The following is a 15,770-nucleotide window of genomic DNA, read 5'->3' as shown; positions in this document are numbered from 1 at the left end:
CTAAGAACTCTCGATACTCTCTATCTAATCATAGACGGAATTGTTCGCCTAGATAAACTTGTTTAACTTGTTCGTTATTGAGAACATCTTCAGGAGTTCCCTCAGCTATTAGATGCCCTTGACTTACGATGTAAGCTTTTTCACACACGTCTAATGTTTCGCGAACGTTGTGGTCGGTAATCAAAACGCCTAAGCCGCGATCGCGTAAGTGAACAATGATTTTTTTGATATCGATAACCGATATAGGGTCAACACCAGCAAAAGGTTCGTCCAGAAGAATGAACTGAGGGTTTGCTGCTAGCGCACGAGCAATCTCAACACGGCGACGCTCACCACCTGACAAAGCCATACCATTACTCGCTCGAATATGTTGGATGTGGAACTCTTCGAGAAGATCTTCCAGCTTATCTTGACGTTGCGCGTTAGTCATCTCATCGCGCGTTTGCAAAACAGCCATGATGTTGTCTTCAACTGACAATTTACGAAAAATGGATGCTTCTTGAGGAAGGTAACCGATACCAAGACGAGAACGACTGTGCATTGGTAAGATACTGATGTCTCGGTCATCAATGCTGATAGTACCTTCATCACGCGCAACCAGGCCCACTATCATATAGAAAGAGGTGGTTTTACCTGCACCGTTTGGGCCAAGTAGCCCGACGATCTGACCTGACTCTACTTGCAAGCTTACGTCTGTTACAACTTTACGTTTTCCGTAGGTCTTCGCTAGGTTCTTTGCTGTAAGGACTGCCATGATTACTTATTCACTTCCGCTGGTTGTAAAACCGTTGATACTCGCTCACTGCTATCACTATCGGCAACCAATTTTTGAGAGGTGATCTGATAGGTAATCTTAGAGCCACGAATGATACTGCCATCTTGAGATAGCATCGCGTTCTTAGTCATGATCAATCTATCGGCAATCAGCTGGTAATGTAAATCGTCAGCTTCACCATAGAGTGTTTTCCCATCGTCAGTAAGTTGAGAAAAGGTTGCGGGCTTTCCGAAACCTTGTATTTCTTCAATTTCACCGTTGACGGCATTACGTGTAACAATGACCTTATCGGCATTGATATTGATGCTACCTTGTTTAAGGTTCACATCGCCAAGAAAGGTTACTTGATTGCTTTTCATATCTAATTGCTGACTGTCTGAATCAATATAGACAGGCTGCTCGCTATCCGAAGATAGAGCATAGACATTAGACGCCGCAAGGGTCAAAGCCAATAAACTAAGGTGTGAGAGTTTCATATCTACCCTGAACAGAATTAAAGAGAGTCGCATTGTTGGTACCGAAGTTCCCTTTCATTGCTTGCCCCTCATTTTCAAAAAATGTACCGATCATATGGACCGGAGTGTCTGAATAAAAATCTCGGCTAGTCAGTTCAACAACCATCTTATCTGTGGTCATTGTATCGAAACTAGCATCTGGCAACAGGTTCTTCGCCACAACGTTGTCATAAAAAGTGATGACTTGATTTTCATCCATAATTGCGCGATCAGCGGTCACTCGCCATTCTATCGTATGCCCTTCACGGAATACTGAAAGAACAGGGTCTTGAAAGTGCGTATCGCCAACGACGGAGTAGTGCTCTAGATTGGTCGATTCAACTTGATAGCTACGAATACCGCTTTCGTCATAGCTAATATTATCAAGATTCTTGCCACTAAACGCGGGCAGTTCTAAATTTGGATCTACTTGTATCGTCGAAGTTTGCTCTTTGTCGTACAAGTAATAGGCGGACCAAGAGGCAATAAAGATGAGTATTAAGTAGATAATACGATTAAAACTCATATGCTTAAACCTTTGTGCACGTCGAGTTCGTTTCTTGCTTGTAAAATAAGGTCGCAGACTTCACGTACTGCACCGTAACCGCCGTTAATGGTTGTTACGTAGTTGGCTCTTTGTGCAAGCAATGGGTGACCGTCTGCCACACATACCTTCAAGCCAACCTTTGCCATTACAGGCCAGTCGATTAAATCGTCTCCGATATAACCTGTGTTTTCAGGATTAACTGAAAGTTTATCGCAAATGTCTTGATATGCTTTAACTTTATCATCCTGACCTTGATAAATTAGCTTAATACCGAGAGCGGTCATTCGATTCTCAACAATTTGAGATTTACGGCCAGTGATGATTGCGATTTCAACGCCCGCGTTCATCAACGATTTAATGCCGTAACCGTCGCGCGTATGGAAAGTTTTTAACTCTTCACCATTATTACCCATGTAGATGCGACCATCTGAGAATACGCCATCGACATCGCAAATCAGCAGTTTGATCTCTTTTGCTATCGCAAATACACGTGAATCCACTGTGCCGTAAAGGGTTTCAATTGCCTGTGACATTACATTACTCCTGCTTTCAGTAAGTCATGCATATTTAAAGCGCCTACTAATTTGCCATTATCACACAACATCAGGCCATTGATGCTCTTAGCTTGCATCAAATTTAAGCCCTCAACTGCGAGCATATTTGGTTCTGCTACCGTTGGGTTCAGTGTCATTACATCGCCGATCTGCGTGCTATGAATATCAATACGTTTATCTAAGATACGGCGTAAATCACCATCGGTAAAAATGCCCTTCATTTGGCCATCTTCATCGACGATTGCCGTCATACCCAAGCCTTTTTGAGATATCTCTAACAGGGCATCTCGAACTAGTGCATCCGGAGCAACAATTGGGAGTGAATCACCGGTGTGCATGATGTCGTCTAGTTTCAACAGCAGTTGACGGCCCAAAGCACCACCAGGATGAGACAGTGCAAAATCTTGAGCGGTAAAACCTCTTGCCTGTAAAAGTGCAACGGCTAATGCATCACCCATAACCAAAGTAGCGGTAGTACTGGTTGTTGGTGCTAAACCTAGGGGACACGCTTCTTCGGGTACTGAAATCTGTAAATGAATATCAGATAAAGTCGCCATGTTTGATGCCGGCTTGCCAGTCATGCTGATAATCTTAATGTTTAAACGCTTTAATACTGGGAATAGGCTGAGGATTTCTCCTGATTCACCTGAGTTGGATATTGCTATCACAATATCGCCAGGTTCGATCATTCCCAAATCACCATGCGCTGCTTCACCTGGGTGTACAAAGAAAGCCGATGTACCAGTGCTTGCCAGTGTAGCTGCTATTTTGTTACCAATGTGGCCTGATTTGCCCATGCCCATCACTACGACTTTGCCTTTGTTGTTCAGGATTAGGTCGCAAGCTTTGCTAAAATCATCATTAAAATATTGGTCTAATTGCGTGAGACCTGCAACTTCGGTTTCCAAAACTTGTTTTGCAACGCTGCAATAATCAAATGGCTGAGACATCAAATACTCCAAGTACGGGAAGTTAAATCAACAATTAAGCTGACATGTTCATTAGTAGGTAACTTTGATATGCCACAAACGTCACGATTAACACGCCGCCTTCGATACGATTCACGCTACGAGATTTTCCTAGTGCCATGATAACAAGGAGTAGTGATACGCCTAGCATCACCCAGAAGTCACGACCCATTGCAAACTCGCTCAAGATGGAAGGGTTTAGGATGCCTGGGATACCCATTACGGCAAGGATGTTGAATACGTTTGAGCCAATGATATTACCCACAGCCATATCATCTTCACCTTTCATAACACCGGCTAGTGATGCTGCAAGTTCAGGTAAACTTGTGCCAACGGCAATAATGGTTAAACCAATCACAAGGTCACTCATACCAAAGAACTTCGCGATAACAACCGCGTTATCAACCAACATGTTGGCCGCTAGAGGTAGAATAATCAGACCAACCACTACCCACATTGCGGCTTTGGGGTTGCTCACGCCTTCAGGAACTTCAGATTCTTGTTCGTCAAGAAAGGCATCACCGTTCTTTTTCTCACTACGGCTGATTTGCAGCATCGCAAATAAGAAAGCGGCAAAAAGAACAAACAACAACACACCTTCATAGAAACCTAAGTGATTATCCCAAAGCAGTGCGCCCGCTAATAGAGTGACACCTATCATTAAAGGTAGTTCACGACGAATCACACCAGAGCTAATCGATAATGGCTTGATAAGGGCTGTAATACCTAAAATCAGCGCGATGTTAGCGATGTTTGAGCCTAATACGTTACCTACCGCCGTATCTGTTTTACCATCAAGGGCAGCTGTCGCAGAAACCATCATTTCAGGAGCTGAAGATCCCATTGCTAAGATTGTCATACCGATAACTAGTGGTGAAATACCGAAGTTGCGAGCAAGAGCAGCGGCACCGTAGACCAGCTTATCTGCACTCCACACCAAAAAACCTAGACCGATAATAAGAAACGCAATCGCTTCAAGCATGATGATTCCTAAAAATTAATAAAAAACGGAGAATTAACCGCTAATTTTGACTTGTTGCTAGATAAAAGGGAAGTCACTCGACAAATTAATTGCTAGTTAGTGGTAAAGAAATGTTGTTGAGGAATGAATTTCTCAATGCTTTCAAATCCCTGCCTTTGTTTTCTGTTTTTAATAATTAATTGAACAGCGCTTTTAATTCTAAAGTAGACTCATTATTATTGCAGCTATAATTGGCGTTTTTAAAGCAAGGAAACAACAAAAGTATGTTGAACACTGAGCTTGTGAAAGTTAAGAATCTCAGCTTCTCACGCGGTGAACGAATTATCTTTGATGACATCAGTTTAGAAGTTCCTCAAGGAAAAATAACCGCGATCATGGGGCCGTCAGGGATCGGTAAAACAACCTTATTACGTCTGATTGGTGGACAATTACCACCAGATGAAGGTGAAATTTGGTTTGATGGCGACAACATCCCTGCATTGCCACGTCGAAAGCTATATCAAGCACGTAAGAAAATGAGCATGCTTTTCCAATCGGGGGCACTTTTCACGGATCTAAATGTCTTTGATAATGTGGCGTTTCCTTTGCGAGAGCACACTGAACTTAACGAAAAATTCATTCGTACCATTGTATTGCTTAAGCTTGAGGCGGTAGGGTTGCGAGGCGCGGCGCAATTAATGCCGAGTGAGTTGTCTGGTGGTATGGCGAGACGAGCGGCGTTGGCCCGTGCGATCGCATTGGACCCAGAACTTATTATGTATGATGAGCCTTTTGTTGGCCAAGATCCAATCACCATGGGTGTTTTGGTTGAGTTGATTCGTAACCTCAATCAAGCCTTGGGTTTAACCTCTATTGTCGTTTCTCATGATGTCCCTGAGGTGATGAGCATTGCTGATTGGGTTTATTTGATGGCTGATGGGAAAATTATTGCTGCAGGTTCTCCTGATGAGTTGTACAACAACAGCGACCCAAGAGTGCAGCAATTTTTGCAAGGTGAATCGGATGGCCCTGTGCCATTTAGGTTTCCTGCAAATAGCTTAGAAAAGGATTTGTTTGAATATGATTGCTAAAACTATTGCGGGTGTCGGTAAGCGCGCACTTGCGATCTGTGAGTCATTTGGTCGAGCAAGCCTAATGCTATTTGGGGCTTTGTTTGGCATCCCGAAACTAAAAAATTTCCCTCTATTAGTTAAACAATTTTATAGCGTTGGCGTTCAGTCATTGGCTATCATTTTAGTTTCGGGCTTGTTTATTGGCATGGTACTCAGTCTGCAGGGCTATGTCGTATTAATCGACTATGGCGCAGAGGGTAACCTTGGGCAAATGGTCGCGCTCTCGTTGTTACGGGAATTGGGCCCTGTGGTGACAGCACTTCTGTTTGCTGGCCGTGCGGGTTCAGCATTAACGGCTGAGATCGGCTTAATGAAAGCAACGGAACAGATCTCTAGCCTTGAGATGATGGCGGTTGATCCTCTTAAACGCATTATTGCGCCACGTCTCTGGGCCGGCCTTATTTCTATGCCACTGCTCGCTATGATTTTTATGGCGGTCGGGATTTGGGGTGCTCAGTTAGTCGGTGTGGATTGGAAGGGTATTGACCACGGCAGTTTCTGGTCTGCGATGCAGTCTTCCGTTGAGCTTGGCCGTGATATTGGTAACAGTATGATCAAATGCATGGTCTTCGCTATCACCGTAACTTGGATCGCACTTTTTAATGGTTATGATGCAGTACCGACATCCGAAGGTATTAGTCAGGCAACCACACGCACAGTAGTACACTCTTCTCTAGCGGTATTAGGGCTAGATTTTGTTCTTACCGCATTGATGTTTGGGAATTAATCATGCAACAAACTCGAAAATTAGAATTATGGGTCGGCACCTTTGTTATTGCCGGAATTTGCGCAATCTTAATCATGATCTTTCAAGTCGCTGACGTAAAAGGCATAGGTTCAAACCATACTTATAACCTAAAAGCGACCTTTGACAATATTGGCAGCCTAAAGGTTCGTTCACCGGTGAAGGTGGGTGGCGTGGTTGTTGGTCGAGTTCAAAGTATTGAACTTGATACTGAGAGCTACCTTCCTGTGGTTGAACTGTCTATTGATGCGAAGTACTCACAATTTCCTGATACCTCTAGTGCTCAAATCTTAACGTCGGGCTTGATCGGTGAGCAGTACATCAGCTTAGTTCCAGGCTTCATCTTTGAAGATGAAGAGATGTTGGTTGATGGTGATTCTATCGAAGACACCAAGTCGGCATTAGTATTAGAAGATTTGATTGGTCAAGTGCTGTATAGCGTCGGTGGCTCTGATAATAGCGAAGCTAAGGAGTAGGCTCATGTTAAAGACGAATAGCCTATTGAAAAAATGGTTTATAACTGCGGTTGCTTTGCTGATGTCGACTCAAGTTCTTGCTTCAGAATCGATTGATCGCACTCAGCCTTATCAGATGATGACGCAAGTTGCTGAAGTGGCATTTGATCGTTTGAAGAGTGAGCAAGAGAATATCCAGCAAGATCCTGAGTTATTGAAGGTCATTGTGGAAGAAGAGTTGATGCCCTATGTTAATGCTCAATATGCGGCTCTTAAACTGCTAGGTCCAAACTTGAAAGGTGCTGATAGAGGAGACGTGCGCGTATTTATTGATGCATTTCGTAAATATCTCGTTTCTTCTTATGCTCAAGTGTTAACTCAATATACAGAGCAGACGATTAAATTTGGTCCAGAACCAACAATTAAAACAGATAGCCGTATTACCAGTATTAAGGTTGATATCATTGATACGCCTCGACCAAACATTAACCTTGAGTTTAAACTGCGCAAAGATAAGAAGTCAGGTGAGTGGAAGGCATTTGATATGGTTGCCGAAGGTATAAGCCTGCTATCAAGTAAGAAGTCTGAGTGGAACACTAAGATTCGTCAAGAAGGCATCTTACAAGTAGCTGACGAACTCGAGAAACTGGCTTCTCAACCGATTCGTTTTGAGAGTAATAAATAATGAGCCATTCTCAATGGCAAGCGCTAAGCTCTAAAGAATATCAACTTCTTGGTGATATAGATCGAGATAGTGTACCTGCAATCTGGCGTATATTGGAAAAGTGGCAAACGACGGAATCGAGCGTTGAAATTGACCTTAGCCATATAAATCGAGTCGATTCAGCCGGAATGGTGATGCTAATTCACTTATTAGAGCATGCAAAAAATCAAAACTGTCATATAATGCTCAGTTTCGTGCCAGAACAATTACGAACGTTGTTCCAATTGAGCAATATCCAGCCAATGATGGCAGAACACATAAAAAATTAGGCAGGAGCTATTTGTGGACAGCACAAAAGTACAAGAATTATTAGCAGAGGCTCTGAACCTTCAGGAAATTATCGTGAAGGGTGAAGGCAGTCATTACGAAGTTGTTGCGGTTGATCCATGTTTTGACGGCATGAATCGAGTTAAGAAGCAGCAACTAATCTACGGCCCACTAATGGAATACATTCAACGCAATGATATCCATGCTCTTTCTATTAAGGCTTTCACGCCGGAAGAGTGGGAACGTGATAAGAAACTGATGTCACTTTAAGGTTTATGATGGAAAAGTTTCGAGTTATTGGATCGGATAAGCCGCTAAGCGGTGAAGTGACGATCTCAGGCGCAAAAAATGCAGCCCTACCAATCCTATTTGCTTCAATTCTAGCTGAAGAGCCGGTTGAAGTGAGTAATGTTCCTCACCTACGTGACATCGATACTACGATGGAATTGCTTAAGCGTTTAGGCGCAAAAGTATCACGCAACGGTAGTGTTCATGTTGATGGCAGCGAAATTAATGAATTTTGTGCACCTTACGATTTAGTAAAAACAATGCGCGCTTCTATCTGGGCTTTAGGTCCTTTAGTCGCTCGTTTTGGTGAAGGCCAAGTGTCACTTCCGGGCGGTTGTGCAATTGGTGCTCGACCTGTTGATTTACATATCCATGGCCTAGAGCAACTAGGTGCGACTATTAAGTTGGAAGATGGTTATGTAAAAGCAAGTGTTGACGGCCGTTTGAAAGGCGCGCACATCGTGATGGATAAAGTAAGTGTGGGTGCCACCATTACTATCATGTGTGCAGCAACGCTAGCGGAAGGTACAACTGTGTTAGATAACTCAGCGCGTGAGCCTGAGATTGTTGATACGGCTGATTTCCTAAACAAACTAGGTGCTAAAATTTCTGGCGCAGGTACAGATACGATTACTATCGAAGGCGTTGAACGTCTTGGTGGTGGCCAACACTCTGTGGTTGCAGACCGTATTGAAACGGGCACCTTCCTGGTTGCTGCTGCGGTTTCTGGCGGTAAAGTGGTTTGTCGCAACACCAACGCTCATCTTCTTGAAGCTGCATTAGCGAAGCTTGAAGAAGCGGGAGCGAAGGTTGAAACGGGCGAAGGTTGGATCAGCCTTGATATGACTGATCGTGATTTGAAAGCGGTGAAAATCGTAACGGCACCTCACCCAGGCTTCCCAACCGACATGCAAGCACAGTTTACCCTGCTTAACATGATGGCGAAGGGCAGTGGTGTTATCACTGAGACTATCTTTGAAAACCGCTTTATGCACATTCCTGAACTACAGCGAATGGGAGCAAAAGCCGAGATCGAAGGTAACACGGCTATCTGTGGTGACACGGATAAATTGAGTGGTGCTCAAGTAATGGCAACGGATCTTCGTGCATCTGCGAGCCTTGTTATTGCTGGTTGTATCGCTCAAGGTGAAACCATCGTTGACCGTATTTATCACATCGATCGTGGCTACGATAAGATTGAAGATAAACTGTCAGCCTTAGGCGCAAACATTACACGATTTAGTGAGTCGAACTAACTTAGGTTAGTGGATTCATGAATCAGTAAGATGAAAACATAAAAGTCGGAACCTTGGTTTCGGCTTTTTTATAGTTGTATTTACCGCAAGTGAGTCTATTGCCCATTGTTGTGCGAATAGATGGATGAGCTTTGCGGTTGGTGAGGAACAAAATGATAGCAATATTACGTATTTTCGCGGTAGCGATATTTGCGATTCTTATGTTTGTATTTGGTTGTGGTTACTGTCTATTGAGTCCACGTAACCCGAAACACGTATTTACCTTTGGCCGTTATTTCGGTCGCATGTCGAAAATCTTTGGCATGAAGTTAGAGCTTCGTATCCCAGAAGATGCCTACTCTCGCGGCCAACATGTTTATGTGGCAAACCACCAAAACAGCTGGGATCTATTTACGATTTCATCAGCAGTAACGCCAAAAGTTGTGACGGTTGGTAAGAAAAGCCTAGTGTGGATGCCTCTTTTTGGTCAGCTGTATTGGCTGACGGGTAATATCCTAATCGACCGTGCTAACCGCAGCAAAGCAGTAGGTACGATTGATCAGGTCGTGACTAGTCTAAAAGAGAGTGATGTTTCAGTATGGATGTTCCCTGAGGGGACTCGCTCTCGTGGTCGTGGTTTGTTGCCATTCAAAACGGGTGCGTTCCATGCTGCGATTGGCGCTGGCTTACCTATTATTCCTATCGTGTGTAGCTCAACAGGTGGCGTGAAGCTGAACCGTTGGAACAATGGTCATGTGATTGTTGAAATGCTGCCACCAATCAGTACTGAAGATTACGATAAGTCTAATGTTCGTCAACTGGCTAACCTAGCTCGTGAGCAGATGGCTGCGAAGCTTGAAGAGTTAGACAAAGAAGTAGTTGAGCTTAATAAGAAGTAATCATCTAAGCGAAACGATGAACAATAAAAAGGTTGCCGACAGGGCAACCTTTTTTGTATCTGATAAACGCTCAGCTTTATGCCAACTTGTTTACTAGAAACCGTTTATTCTAGAGATTAAAATCTATTTGCGAACTGCAATAGCTTCGATCTCGATACCTACATCTTTTGGCAGACGCGCTACTTCAACACATGAGCGTGCAGGGTAGTTTGCAACACCGTGCTCATCAAAGAACTTACCGTAAACTTCGTTTACTGTGCCGAAGTCGTTTAGGTCTTTAACGAATACCGTTAGCTTTACGATGTCTTTTACAGTCAGGCCAGAAGCTTCAACAACCGCTTGAACGTTGTCTAGAGACTGGCGAGCTTGCACTGCGATATCAGCAGATACTTCACCAGTTGCTGGGTTTACTGGGATTTGACCAGAAGTCAGTACCATGTTGCCAAGGTCAACGCCTTGTACGTATGGGCCGATTGCAGCTGGAGCAGATTCTGTGTGAAGTACTTTAGTCATTGGTTTATTCCATCAGTTATTGGATAAAAATCAATTTTCAGTGTGCCTTCAAACTTTGGATAGGTAAAGATCAAAATACCCCGCACAGGCGAGGTATTGAATAGTTTTTGCGTTCGATCGGTGTTGCCGTATGACGTTATCTTTCTGTCACGATCTCACGAGAGAAGACTTTTTCGCAGTATTTACACTTCAATCGAATATCTTCTTTCTTTTCAAAGATCTTAAAGCTGCTTTCAACGGGTTCATTGTGAGTAATACAGTTGGTGTTTGGACACTCGAACACATCGTTGATTTGCTCAGGAAGTTCTAGTGGTAGCTTCTTAACCACTTCGTAATCTTCGATTTGGTTTACGGTCGCATGAGGCGCGTAAAGTGCTAACTTGCTCGCCTGTTCTTCAGTGATAAACACATTCTCTATCTTGAGTAAGTCTTTACCGCCTAGAGCAGAAGATGGCAGGTTTAGGCCAATCGTTACTCGCTGATTAGAGTTATGCATGTCGAACAGTTTGAGCACCTTGATCCCGATGTTGGCTGGGATATGGTCGATAACCGTTCCGTTCTTGATTGCTTCAACTTTTAATTGAGTCTCTTTAGACATGATATCTCTCCTCTACAGCGTTTCGTTAAGAACAAGGGCTAGCAATGCTTCACGCGCGTAAACACCGTTCTCAGCTTGCTGGAAGTAGTAAGCGTAAGGCGTTTTATCGACATCAATCGTAATTTCATCAACACGAGGAAGAGGGTGAAGAACCTTTAGGTTATCACGTGCATTTTCCAACATCGGAGCCGTCAGGATGTACGCTGATTTGATGTGCGCGTATTCCGATTCATCAAAACGTTCTTTTTGAACTCGAGTCATGTACAGAACATCCAACTCTGGAATCACATCTTCCATGTCTGTCAGCAGTTGGTACTTAATACCCGCTTCATCAAGCTCTTCACAAATGTAGTCAGGCATCGCCAGTGCTTCTGGAGCAACGAAGTAGAAACAGATGTTGTCGAATTTAGCTAGTGCTTGAGTCAACGAGTGAACTGTACGGCCGTACTTAAGGTCACCAACGAATGCAACGTTAAGGTTGTCGAGGCGGCCTTGAGTTTCGGCGATAGAGAACAGGTCTAATAACGTTTGTGTTGGGTGTTGGTTTGCTCCGTCGCCCGCGTTAATAACAGGTACACCGTTAGAGAACTCAGAAGCTAGACGCGCTGCGCCTTCTTGAGGGTGGCGCATTACGTAAGCATCAACGTATGAAGAAATAACCTGCACTGAGTCTGCTAGCGTTTCGCCTTTCTTCGCCAGTGACGTGTTACCACCGCTATCGAAACCAATCACATCACCACCGATGCGCTGAATAGCCGTTTCAAAAGAGAGACGAGTTCGCGTTGAAGGTTCGAAGAAGCAGCTTGCAACAACTTTGTTCTTGATGAGTTCTGGGTTTGGTTCAGCTTTAAGTTGACCTGCCGTTTGAACAATTAATTCTAGCTCTTCACGAGAAAGCTCTGGAATTGAGATGATGTGCTTTTGATAGAGCGAATTCGCCATGATCTTCTTCCCCACAATAATGTATTGGCCATAAAAAAGCCCCCTATAATGGGAGGCTTTAAAAAAGTGCTGAAAAGCAGAATAGACGGCCTGGCAAGCATGCTAGCTTGCGAGCAATATTTGGTGTCTTCACAATTTTATTATGTGTTTTCACAATATCATTATGTTTTATCACAACATTGCTTGGCGTCATTTTCACTACTCTCAGACAAATTGCCGAGAATTATACGCTTTCAATTTGTGAGCGCAAGCGATTACATCAAGCTTTTGTTTACTTTCATTATTCTCTATTGGCCAAGTGTCGCGACCATGATTGCTTTGATGGTGTGCATGCGATTCTCTGCTTCATCAAACACAATTGAGTAGTCGGACTCAAATACTTCGTCTGTTACTTCCAAACCGTTCATTCCATATTTGTCTGCGACTTGCTGGCCGATCACGGTTTCATTGTTGTGGAAAGCTGGTAGGCAATGCATGAACTTCACTTGAGGGTTACCTGTGAGCTTAATGACATCCATATTCACTTGGTAAGGCGTCATTACAGCCACACGTTCGTCCCAAGCTTCGGGCGCTTCACCCATAGAAACCCAAACATCGGTGTAAAGGAAATCACAACCTTTAACACCTTCAGCAACGTCTTCTGTTAGCGTGATCTTTGCACCTGTATTTTGCGCAATAGTTTGGCACTCTTCGACAAGGTGCTCTTCTGGCCAAAATGCTTTTGGCGCAACAAGGCGGATATCCATGCCCATTTTCGCGGCACCCACTAACAGAGAGTTCCCCATGTTATTACGTGCATCACCAAGATAAGCAAAGCTGATTTGGTGCAGATGTTTACCGCGACCATGCTCAAGCATAGTGAGGAAATCAGCCAAGATCTGAGTTGGATGGAACTCATCGGTTAGGCCATTCCAAACCGGAACACCGGCATAAGCGCCTAGATCTTCGACAATACTTTGGCCAAACCCTCGGTATTCAATGCCATCGTACATACGACCTAATACACGCGCCGTATCTTTCATTGATTCTTTCTGACCAATCTGAGAACCAGAAGGGCCTAAATAAGAGACTTGAGCGCCTTGATCAAAAGCAGCTACCTCAAAGGCACATCGAGTTCGAGTTGATGCTTTTTCAAAGATCAAAGCGATGTTTTTACCGCTAAGCTTTTTCTGCTCTGTACCTGCATACTTAGCTTTTTTAAGGTCGGCAGACAGGTCGAGTAAAAACTGAATCTCTTTAGGAGTAAAGTCGAGAAGTTTTAGAAAGTTACGATTGCGAAGATTAAAGGCCATCTCTCGCTCCTTGCGTATATAGAATCAATGAAGAACTCAGTTAAACATAAAAATGCTGTATTTGTGAATATTTATTTTATTAATTTGATAAAAAAGGCCAGTACAATGGTACTGGCCTAGATAAGTTAGTGTATTCGCTTTATTGAGTTTTGTGGCTTAGATACCGTCTCTTTCGATAGGACAACTCATACAGCGAGCGCCACCTCGGCCACGACCTAGCTCATTGCCCGGAATCGTCAGAACTTCGATACCTGCTTTGTCGTATTTTTCATTGGTGTAAACATTACGCTCATAACCGATAACCGTACCCGGTTTCACCGTCAGTACGTTGTTAGCGTCATTCCACTGCTCACGTTCAGCTTCGTAGTTATCACCACCGGTTGTGATGATCTTCAGTTGATCGAGATCCAGTGCGCCTTCAATCGCTGTTAGGTAGTTTTCAGCTTTCTCTACTCGCATTTCGCCATTTTCTTTTGGCGTTAAGCGCCAAGTATCTAGGTCTTTACGAACGATCTCTGGATAGACTGAGAATGTGTCGATATCCATGTGTGTCATTACCGTATCAAGGTGCATACAAGAGCGGTGCTTCGGTAAATCAATCGCAATCACTTCTTTAGCTTGACCTGACTTGAATAAACTCGCAGCTAGGTTTTCGACACCTTGTGGCTTGGTACGCTCTGAAATACCGATAAGAACAGCGCCTTTACCGATTACCAGTACATCACCACCTTCAATATTGGCGTTGTCGTAATGAAGATCTTCATCACCGAAGTACTTAATGAAATCTTGCCCCGCGAATACAGGGTGCCAGCGATATATTGCTCGCAAGTGATTCGTTTCTCGTTGACGAGCAGGCATCATCATAGGGTTAAGAGAGACACCGCCATAAACCCAGCAAGAAGTATCACGGGTAAATAGATGGTTAGGCAGCGGCTCAATAACGAAATCAAGTGGGCGGTGCATCTTCGGTAGCATTGAAGAAGATTTAATAGGAAGCTCAGAGTAGGCTAAACCACCAAGTAGGATCGTAGCCAAGTGCTCATTGTCCATTTGAGCAAGGTACTCTCTTAAATCACGTGCGAATGTAGGGCCGTAACGGAAATCAGAGATTTGAGTATTAAGCAGCCACTCACGAGCTTGTGCTACAGCGAGTGTCTCAACCAGTAGGTCATGCAGTAATAACACTTCAACGTCTTGGTTACGAAGTGTTGTCGCAAAGGCATCGTGTTCTTCACCTGCTGCTTCTACTGCAAGTACATCATCAAAGAGTAGCTCATGACAGTTAGAAGGGGTGAGGTGGGTGAGTGCCCTTTCAGGCCTATTTAGGAGAACTCGTCTTAATTGACCGACTTCGGAGCCAACGTACAGCTTACTCATTTTGCATCCTTACTATTAATCCAGCGTCTATTTATGACAAGCTTGTTCGTAATATGCAAGTTTTGAAACTTGTGTAAAGGTTATGTTATTTTGATATTTTTGGTTTTAAATGCTGAGTTGTTTGGGATTGTCGATATTAAAATCCAACTGAAAGGCTGAGTTCTGGAACAAACTTTTTGCGGATCTATGCTCTAATTTCAGTGATTTGATAATCCACTTTGCTTGGTGAACGTGATTTTTCATTCAAAATTTATGCAGTTACTTACTTATAAGTGAGGTTTTATGCATCGATGAAGTGATCGGCAGTATGCATCTGATATGACTAACCACTCAATTTTGAAGGAGTAAGGCTAAAAGTAACAATAAAAATGAAATGCTAAAACACACGGTAGTTAATAATATGTTGAAAATTTGTTTCTGTGATTTTGATTTCACTTTTTAATTGATATCCCTTCTGTTATCTAGCGATAAACTTGCTCTTCTACACCTGATCTAGGTGGCTTTTCTAGACGATCCGTGCCATATTTCGTGGCAATCAAATTTGATCTTTTCATAGTCAACACTCTGGAGCAGACACATGTCTCACGAAGATGAATATCTATCAGTAGCGGAATTAATTGAATTTCAAAAAGGCGAGACTCGCGATATCATTGAAGCACTAATCGAAGATGGTAGCGATCCTGAAGCTCTATACGATATCGAGCATCACCTATTCGCTGAAGATTTCGCAGTACTTGAGAAAGCCGTTGTTGAAGCATTCAAAATGGGCTTTGAAGTGCTTGAAGCTGAAGAGACAGAAGACGAAGATGGCAACAAGCTACTTTGTTGTGATGCAACGATGCAGTGTACTCTGAACGCAGAAGCGATTGATGAGCAAGTTGAAAAGCTTGTAAATCTTGCAGAGAAGTTTGACATTATCTACGACGGTTGGGGCACTTACTACGAAGGTGAAGATGCTATCTACCCTGACGAAGATGATGAAGACGAAGAGTAATCTCTCCCA

General features: G+C 43.4%; 20 protein-coding genes. 9 read left to right on the top strand and 11 right to left on the bottom strand.

What is annotated here, in order from left to right:
• Nucleotides 1-28: 28 nt before the first annotated feature.
• Genes lptB through OCV30_RS13625 form a run of 6 tightly spaced genes read right to left on the bottom strand, consistent with a single transcriptional unit; the run spans nucleotide 29 to nucleotide 4,320 of the window.
• A complete protein-coding gene (gene lptB, locus OCV30_RS13650; protein WP_009847740.1) occupies nucleotides 29-754 on the bottom strand; it encodes an LPS export ABC transporter ATP-binding protein in 726 nt (241 codons plus the stop codon).
• A 2-nt stretch (nucleotides 755-756) separates the two neighbouring features.
• Nucleotides 757-1,251: a lipopolysaccharide transport periplasmic protein LptA gene (gene lptA, locus OCV30_RS13645; RefSeq protein ID WP_009847739.1), complete on the bottom strand. Its 495-nt coding sequence runs from the start codon at nucleotides 1,249-1,251 to the stop codon at nucleotides 757-759.
• Nucleotides 1,232-1,795, bottom strand: a complete 564-nt coding sequence (gene lptC / locus OCV30_RS13640) for an LPS export ABC transporter periplasmic protein LptC (protein ID WP_065679698.1) — start codon at nucleotides 1,793-1,795, stop codon at nucleotides 1,232-1,234. The genes lptA and lptC overlap by 20 nt, the downstream gene beginning before the upstream one ends.
• Nucleotides 1,792-2,349, bottom strand: coding sequence for a 3-deoxy-manno-octulosonate-8-phosphatase KdsC (gene kdsC, locus OCV30_RS13635; RefSeq protein WP_009847737.1), 558 nt, complete (start codon nucleotides 2,347-2,349; stop codon nucleotides 1,792-1,794). Before kdsC ends, lptC begins: the two co-directional genes overlap by 4 nt.
• Nucleotides 2,349-3,320: an arabinose-5-phosphate isomerase KdsD gene (kdsD, locus tag OCV30_RS13630; RefSeq protein WP_065679697.1), complete on the bottom strand. Its 972-nt coding sequence runs from the start codon at nucleotides 3,318-3,320 to the stop codon at nucleotides 2,349-2,351. Before kdsD ends, kdsC begins: the two co-directional genes overlap by 1 nt.
• 34 nt (nucleotides 3,321-3,354) lie before the next feature.
• A complete protein-coding gene (locus OCV30_RS13625) occupies nucleotides 3,355-4,320 on the bottom strand; it encodes a calcium/sodium antiporter (RefSeq protein WP_009847735.1) in 966 nt (321 codons plus the stop codon).
• A gap of 263 nt (nucleotides 4,321-4,583) precedes the next feature.
• On the opposite strand from OCV30_RS13625, the gene mlaF reads away from it, so the two are divergent.
• The 8 genes from mlaF to OCV30_RS13585 all read left to right on the top strand — a co-directional run bounded on the left by mlaF (nucleotide 4,584) and on the right by OCV30_RS13585 (nucleotide 10,045).
• Nucleotides 4,584-5,390, top strand: coding sequence for a phospholipid ABC transporter ATP-binding protein MlaF (gene mlaF, locus OCV30_RS13620; protein ID WP_009847734.1), 807 nt, complete (start codon nucleotides 4,584-4,586; stop codon nucleotides 5,388-5,390).
• On the top strand, nucleotides 5,380-6,159 hold the full coding sequence (gene mlaE, locus OCV30_RS13615; protein WP_009847733.1) for a lipid asymmetry maintenance ABC transporter permease subunit MlaE: 780 nt from the start codon (nucleotides 5,380-5,382) through the stop codon (nucleotides 6,157-6,159). The genes mlaF and mlaE overlap by 11 nt, the downstream gene beginning before the upstream one ends.
• A 2-nt stretch (nucleotides 6,160-6,161) precedes the next feature.
• Nucleotides 6,162-6,653, top strand: coding sequence for an outer membrane lipid asymmetry maintenance protein MlaD (gene mlaD, locus OCV30_RS13610; RefSeq protein WP_009847732.1), 492 nt, complete (start codon nucleotides 6,162-6,164; stop codon nucleotides 6,651-6,653).
• Between the two features lie 4 nt (nucleotides 6,654-6,657).
• Nucleotides 6,658-7,317, top strand: a complete 660-nt coding sequence (locus OCV30_RS13605; RefSeq protein ID WP_065679696.1) for an MlaC/ttg2D family ABC transporter substrate-binding protein — start codon at nucleotides 6,658-6,660, stop codon at nucleotides 7,315-7,317.
• Nucleotides 7,317-7,625: an STAS domain-containing protein gene (locus tag OCV30_RS13600; protein WP_004735315.1), complete on the top strand. Its 309-nt coding sequence runs from the start codon at nucleotides 7,317-7,319 to the stop codon at nucleotides 7,623-7,625. The genes OCV30_RS13605 and OCV30_RS13600 overlap by 1 nt, the downstream gene beginning before the upstream one ends.
• 13 nt (nucleotides 7,626-7,638) lie before the next feature.
• Entirely contained in the window at nucleotides 7,639-7,893 is a 255-nt protein-coding gene (ibaG, locus tag OCV30_RS13595; protein ID WP_004738686.1) for a BolA family iron metabolism protein IbaG, read from the top strand.
• 8 nt (nucleotides 7,894-7,901) lie between these two features.
• On the top strand, nucleotides 7,902-9,167 hold the full coding sequence (murA, locus tag OCV30_RS13590) for a UDP-N-acetylglucosamine 1-carboxyvinyltransferase (RefSeq protein ID WP_065679695.1): 1,266 nt from the start codon (nucleotides 7,902-7,904) through the stop codon (nucleotides 9,165-9,167).
• A gap of 152 nt (nucleotides 9,168-9,319) precedes the next feature.
• Nucleotides 9,320-10,045, top strand: a complete 726-nt coding sequence (locus OCV30_RS13585; protein ID WP_048659263.1) for a 1-acylglycerol-3-phosphate O-acyltransferase — start codon at nucleotides 9,320-9,322, stop codon at nucleotides 10,043-10,045.
• A 123-nt stretch (nucleotides 10,046-10,168) separates the two neighbouring features.
• Here the strand turns inward: OCV30_RS13585 and OCV30_RS13580 are convergent, their stop codons facing one another.
• The 5 genes from OCV30_RS13580 to arcA all read right to left on the bottom strand — a co-directional run bounded on the left by OCV30_RS13580 (nucleotide 10,169) and on the right by arcA (nucleotide 14,767).
• Nucleotides 10,169-10,558, bottom strand: a complete 390-nt coding sequence (locus tag OCV30_RS13580; RefSeq protein ID WP_009847729.1) for a RidA family protein — start codon at nucleotides 10,556-10,558, stop codon at nucleotides 10,169-10,171.
• 136 nt (nucleotides 10,559-10,694) lie between these two features.
• Complete coding sequence (gene pyrI / locus OCV30_RS13575) at nucleotides 10,695-11,156, bottom strand: aspartate carbamoyltransferase regulatory subunit (RefSeq protein WP_004735320.1); 462 nt, start codon at nucleotides 11,154-11,156, stop codon at nucleotides 10,695-10,697.
• Nucleotides 11,157-11,168: 12 nt separating this feature from the next.
• A complete protein-coding gene (gene pyrB / locus OCV30_RS13570; RefSeq protein WP_009847728.1) occupies nucleotides 11,169-12,098 on the bottom strand; it encodes an aspartate carbamoyltransferase in 930 nt (309 codons plus the stop codon).
• A gap of 287 nt (nucleotides 12,099-12,385) precedes the next feature.
• Nucleotides 12,386-13,390: an ornithine carbamoyltransferase gene (locus OCV30_RS13565; RefSeq protein WP_065679694.1), complete on the bottom strand. Its 1,005-nt coding sequence runs from the start codon at nucleotides 13,388-13,390 to the stop codon at nucleotides 12,386-12,388.
• Between the two features lie 156 nt (nucleotides 13,391-13,546).
• A complete protein-coding gene (arcA, locus tag OCV30_RS13560; protein ID WP_009847726.1) occupies nucleotides 13,547-14,767 on the bottom strand; it encodes an arginine deiminase in 1,221 nt (406 codons plus the stop codon).
• 577 nt (nucleotides 14,768-15,344) lie between these two features.
• Between arcA and rraB the strand changes: the two genes are divergently transcribed.
• Nucleotides 15,345-15,761, top strand: a complete 417-nt coding sequence (rraB, locus tag OCV30_RS13555) for a ribonuclease E inhibitor RraB (protein ID WP_004735324.1) — start codon at nucleotides 15,345-15,347, stop codon at nucleotides 15,759-15,761.
• The last annotated feature ends 9 nt before the right edge of the window (nucleotides 15,762-15,770 follow it).

It is taken from the genome of Vibrio atlanticus, assembly GCF_024347315.1.
In the GTDB taxonomy this organism is placed as follows: Bacteria; Pseudomonadota; Gammaproteobacteria; order Enterobacterales; family Vibrionaceae; genus Vibrio; species Vibrio atlanticus.
The sequence above is the reverse complement of the archived record's forward strand: the minus strand, read 5'-3'. Positions and strand labels throughout refer to the sequence as shown.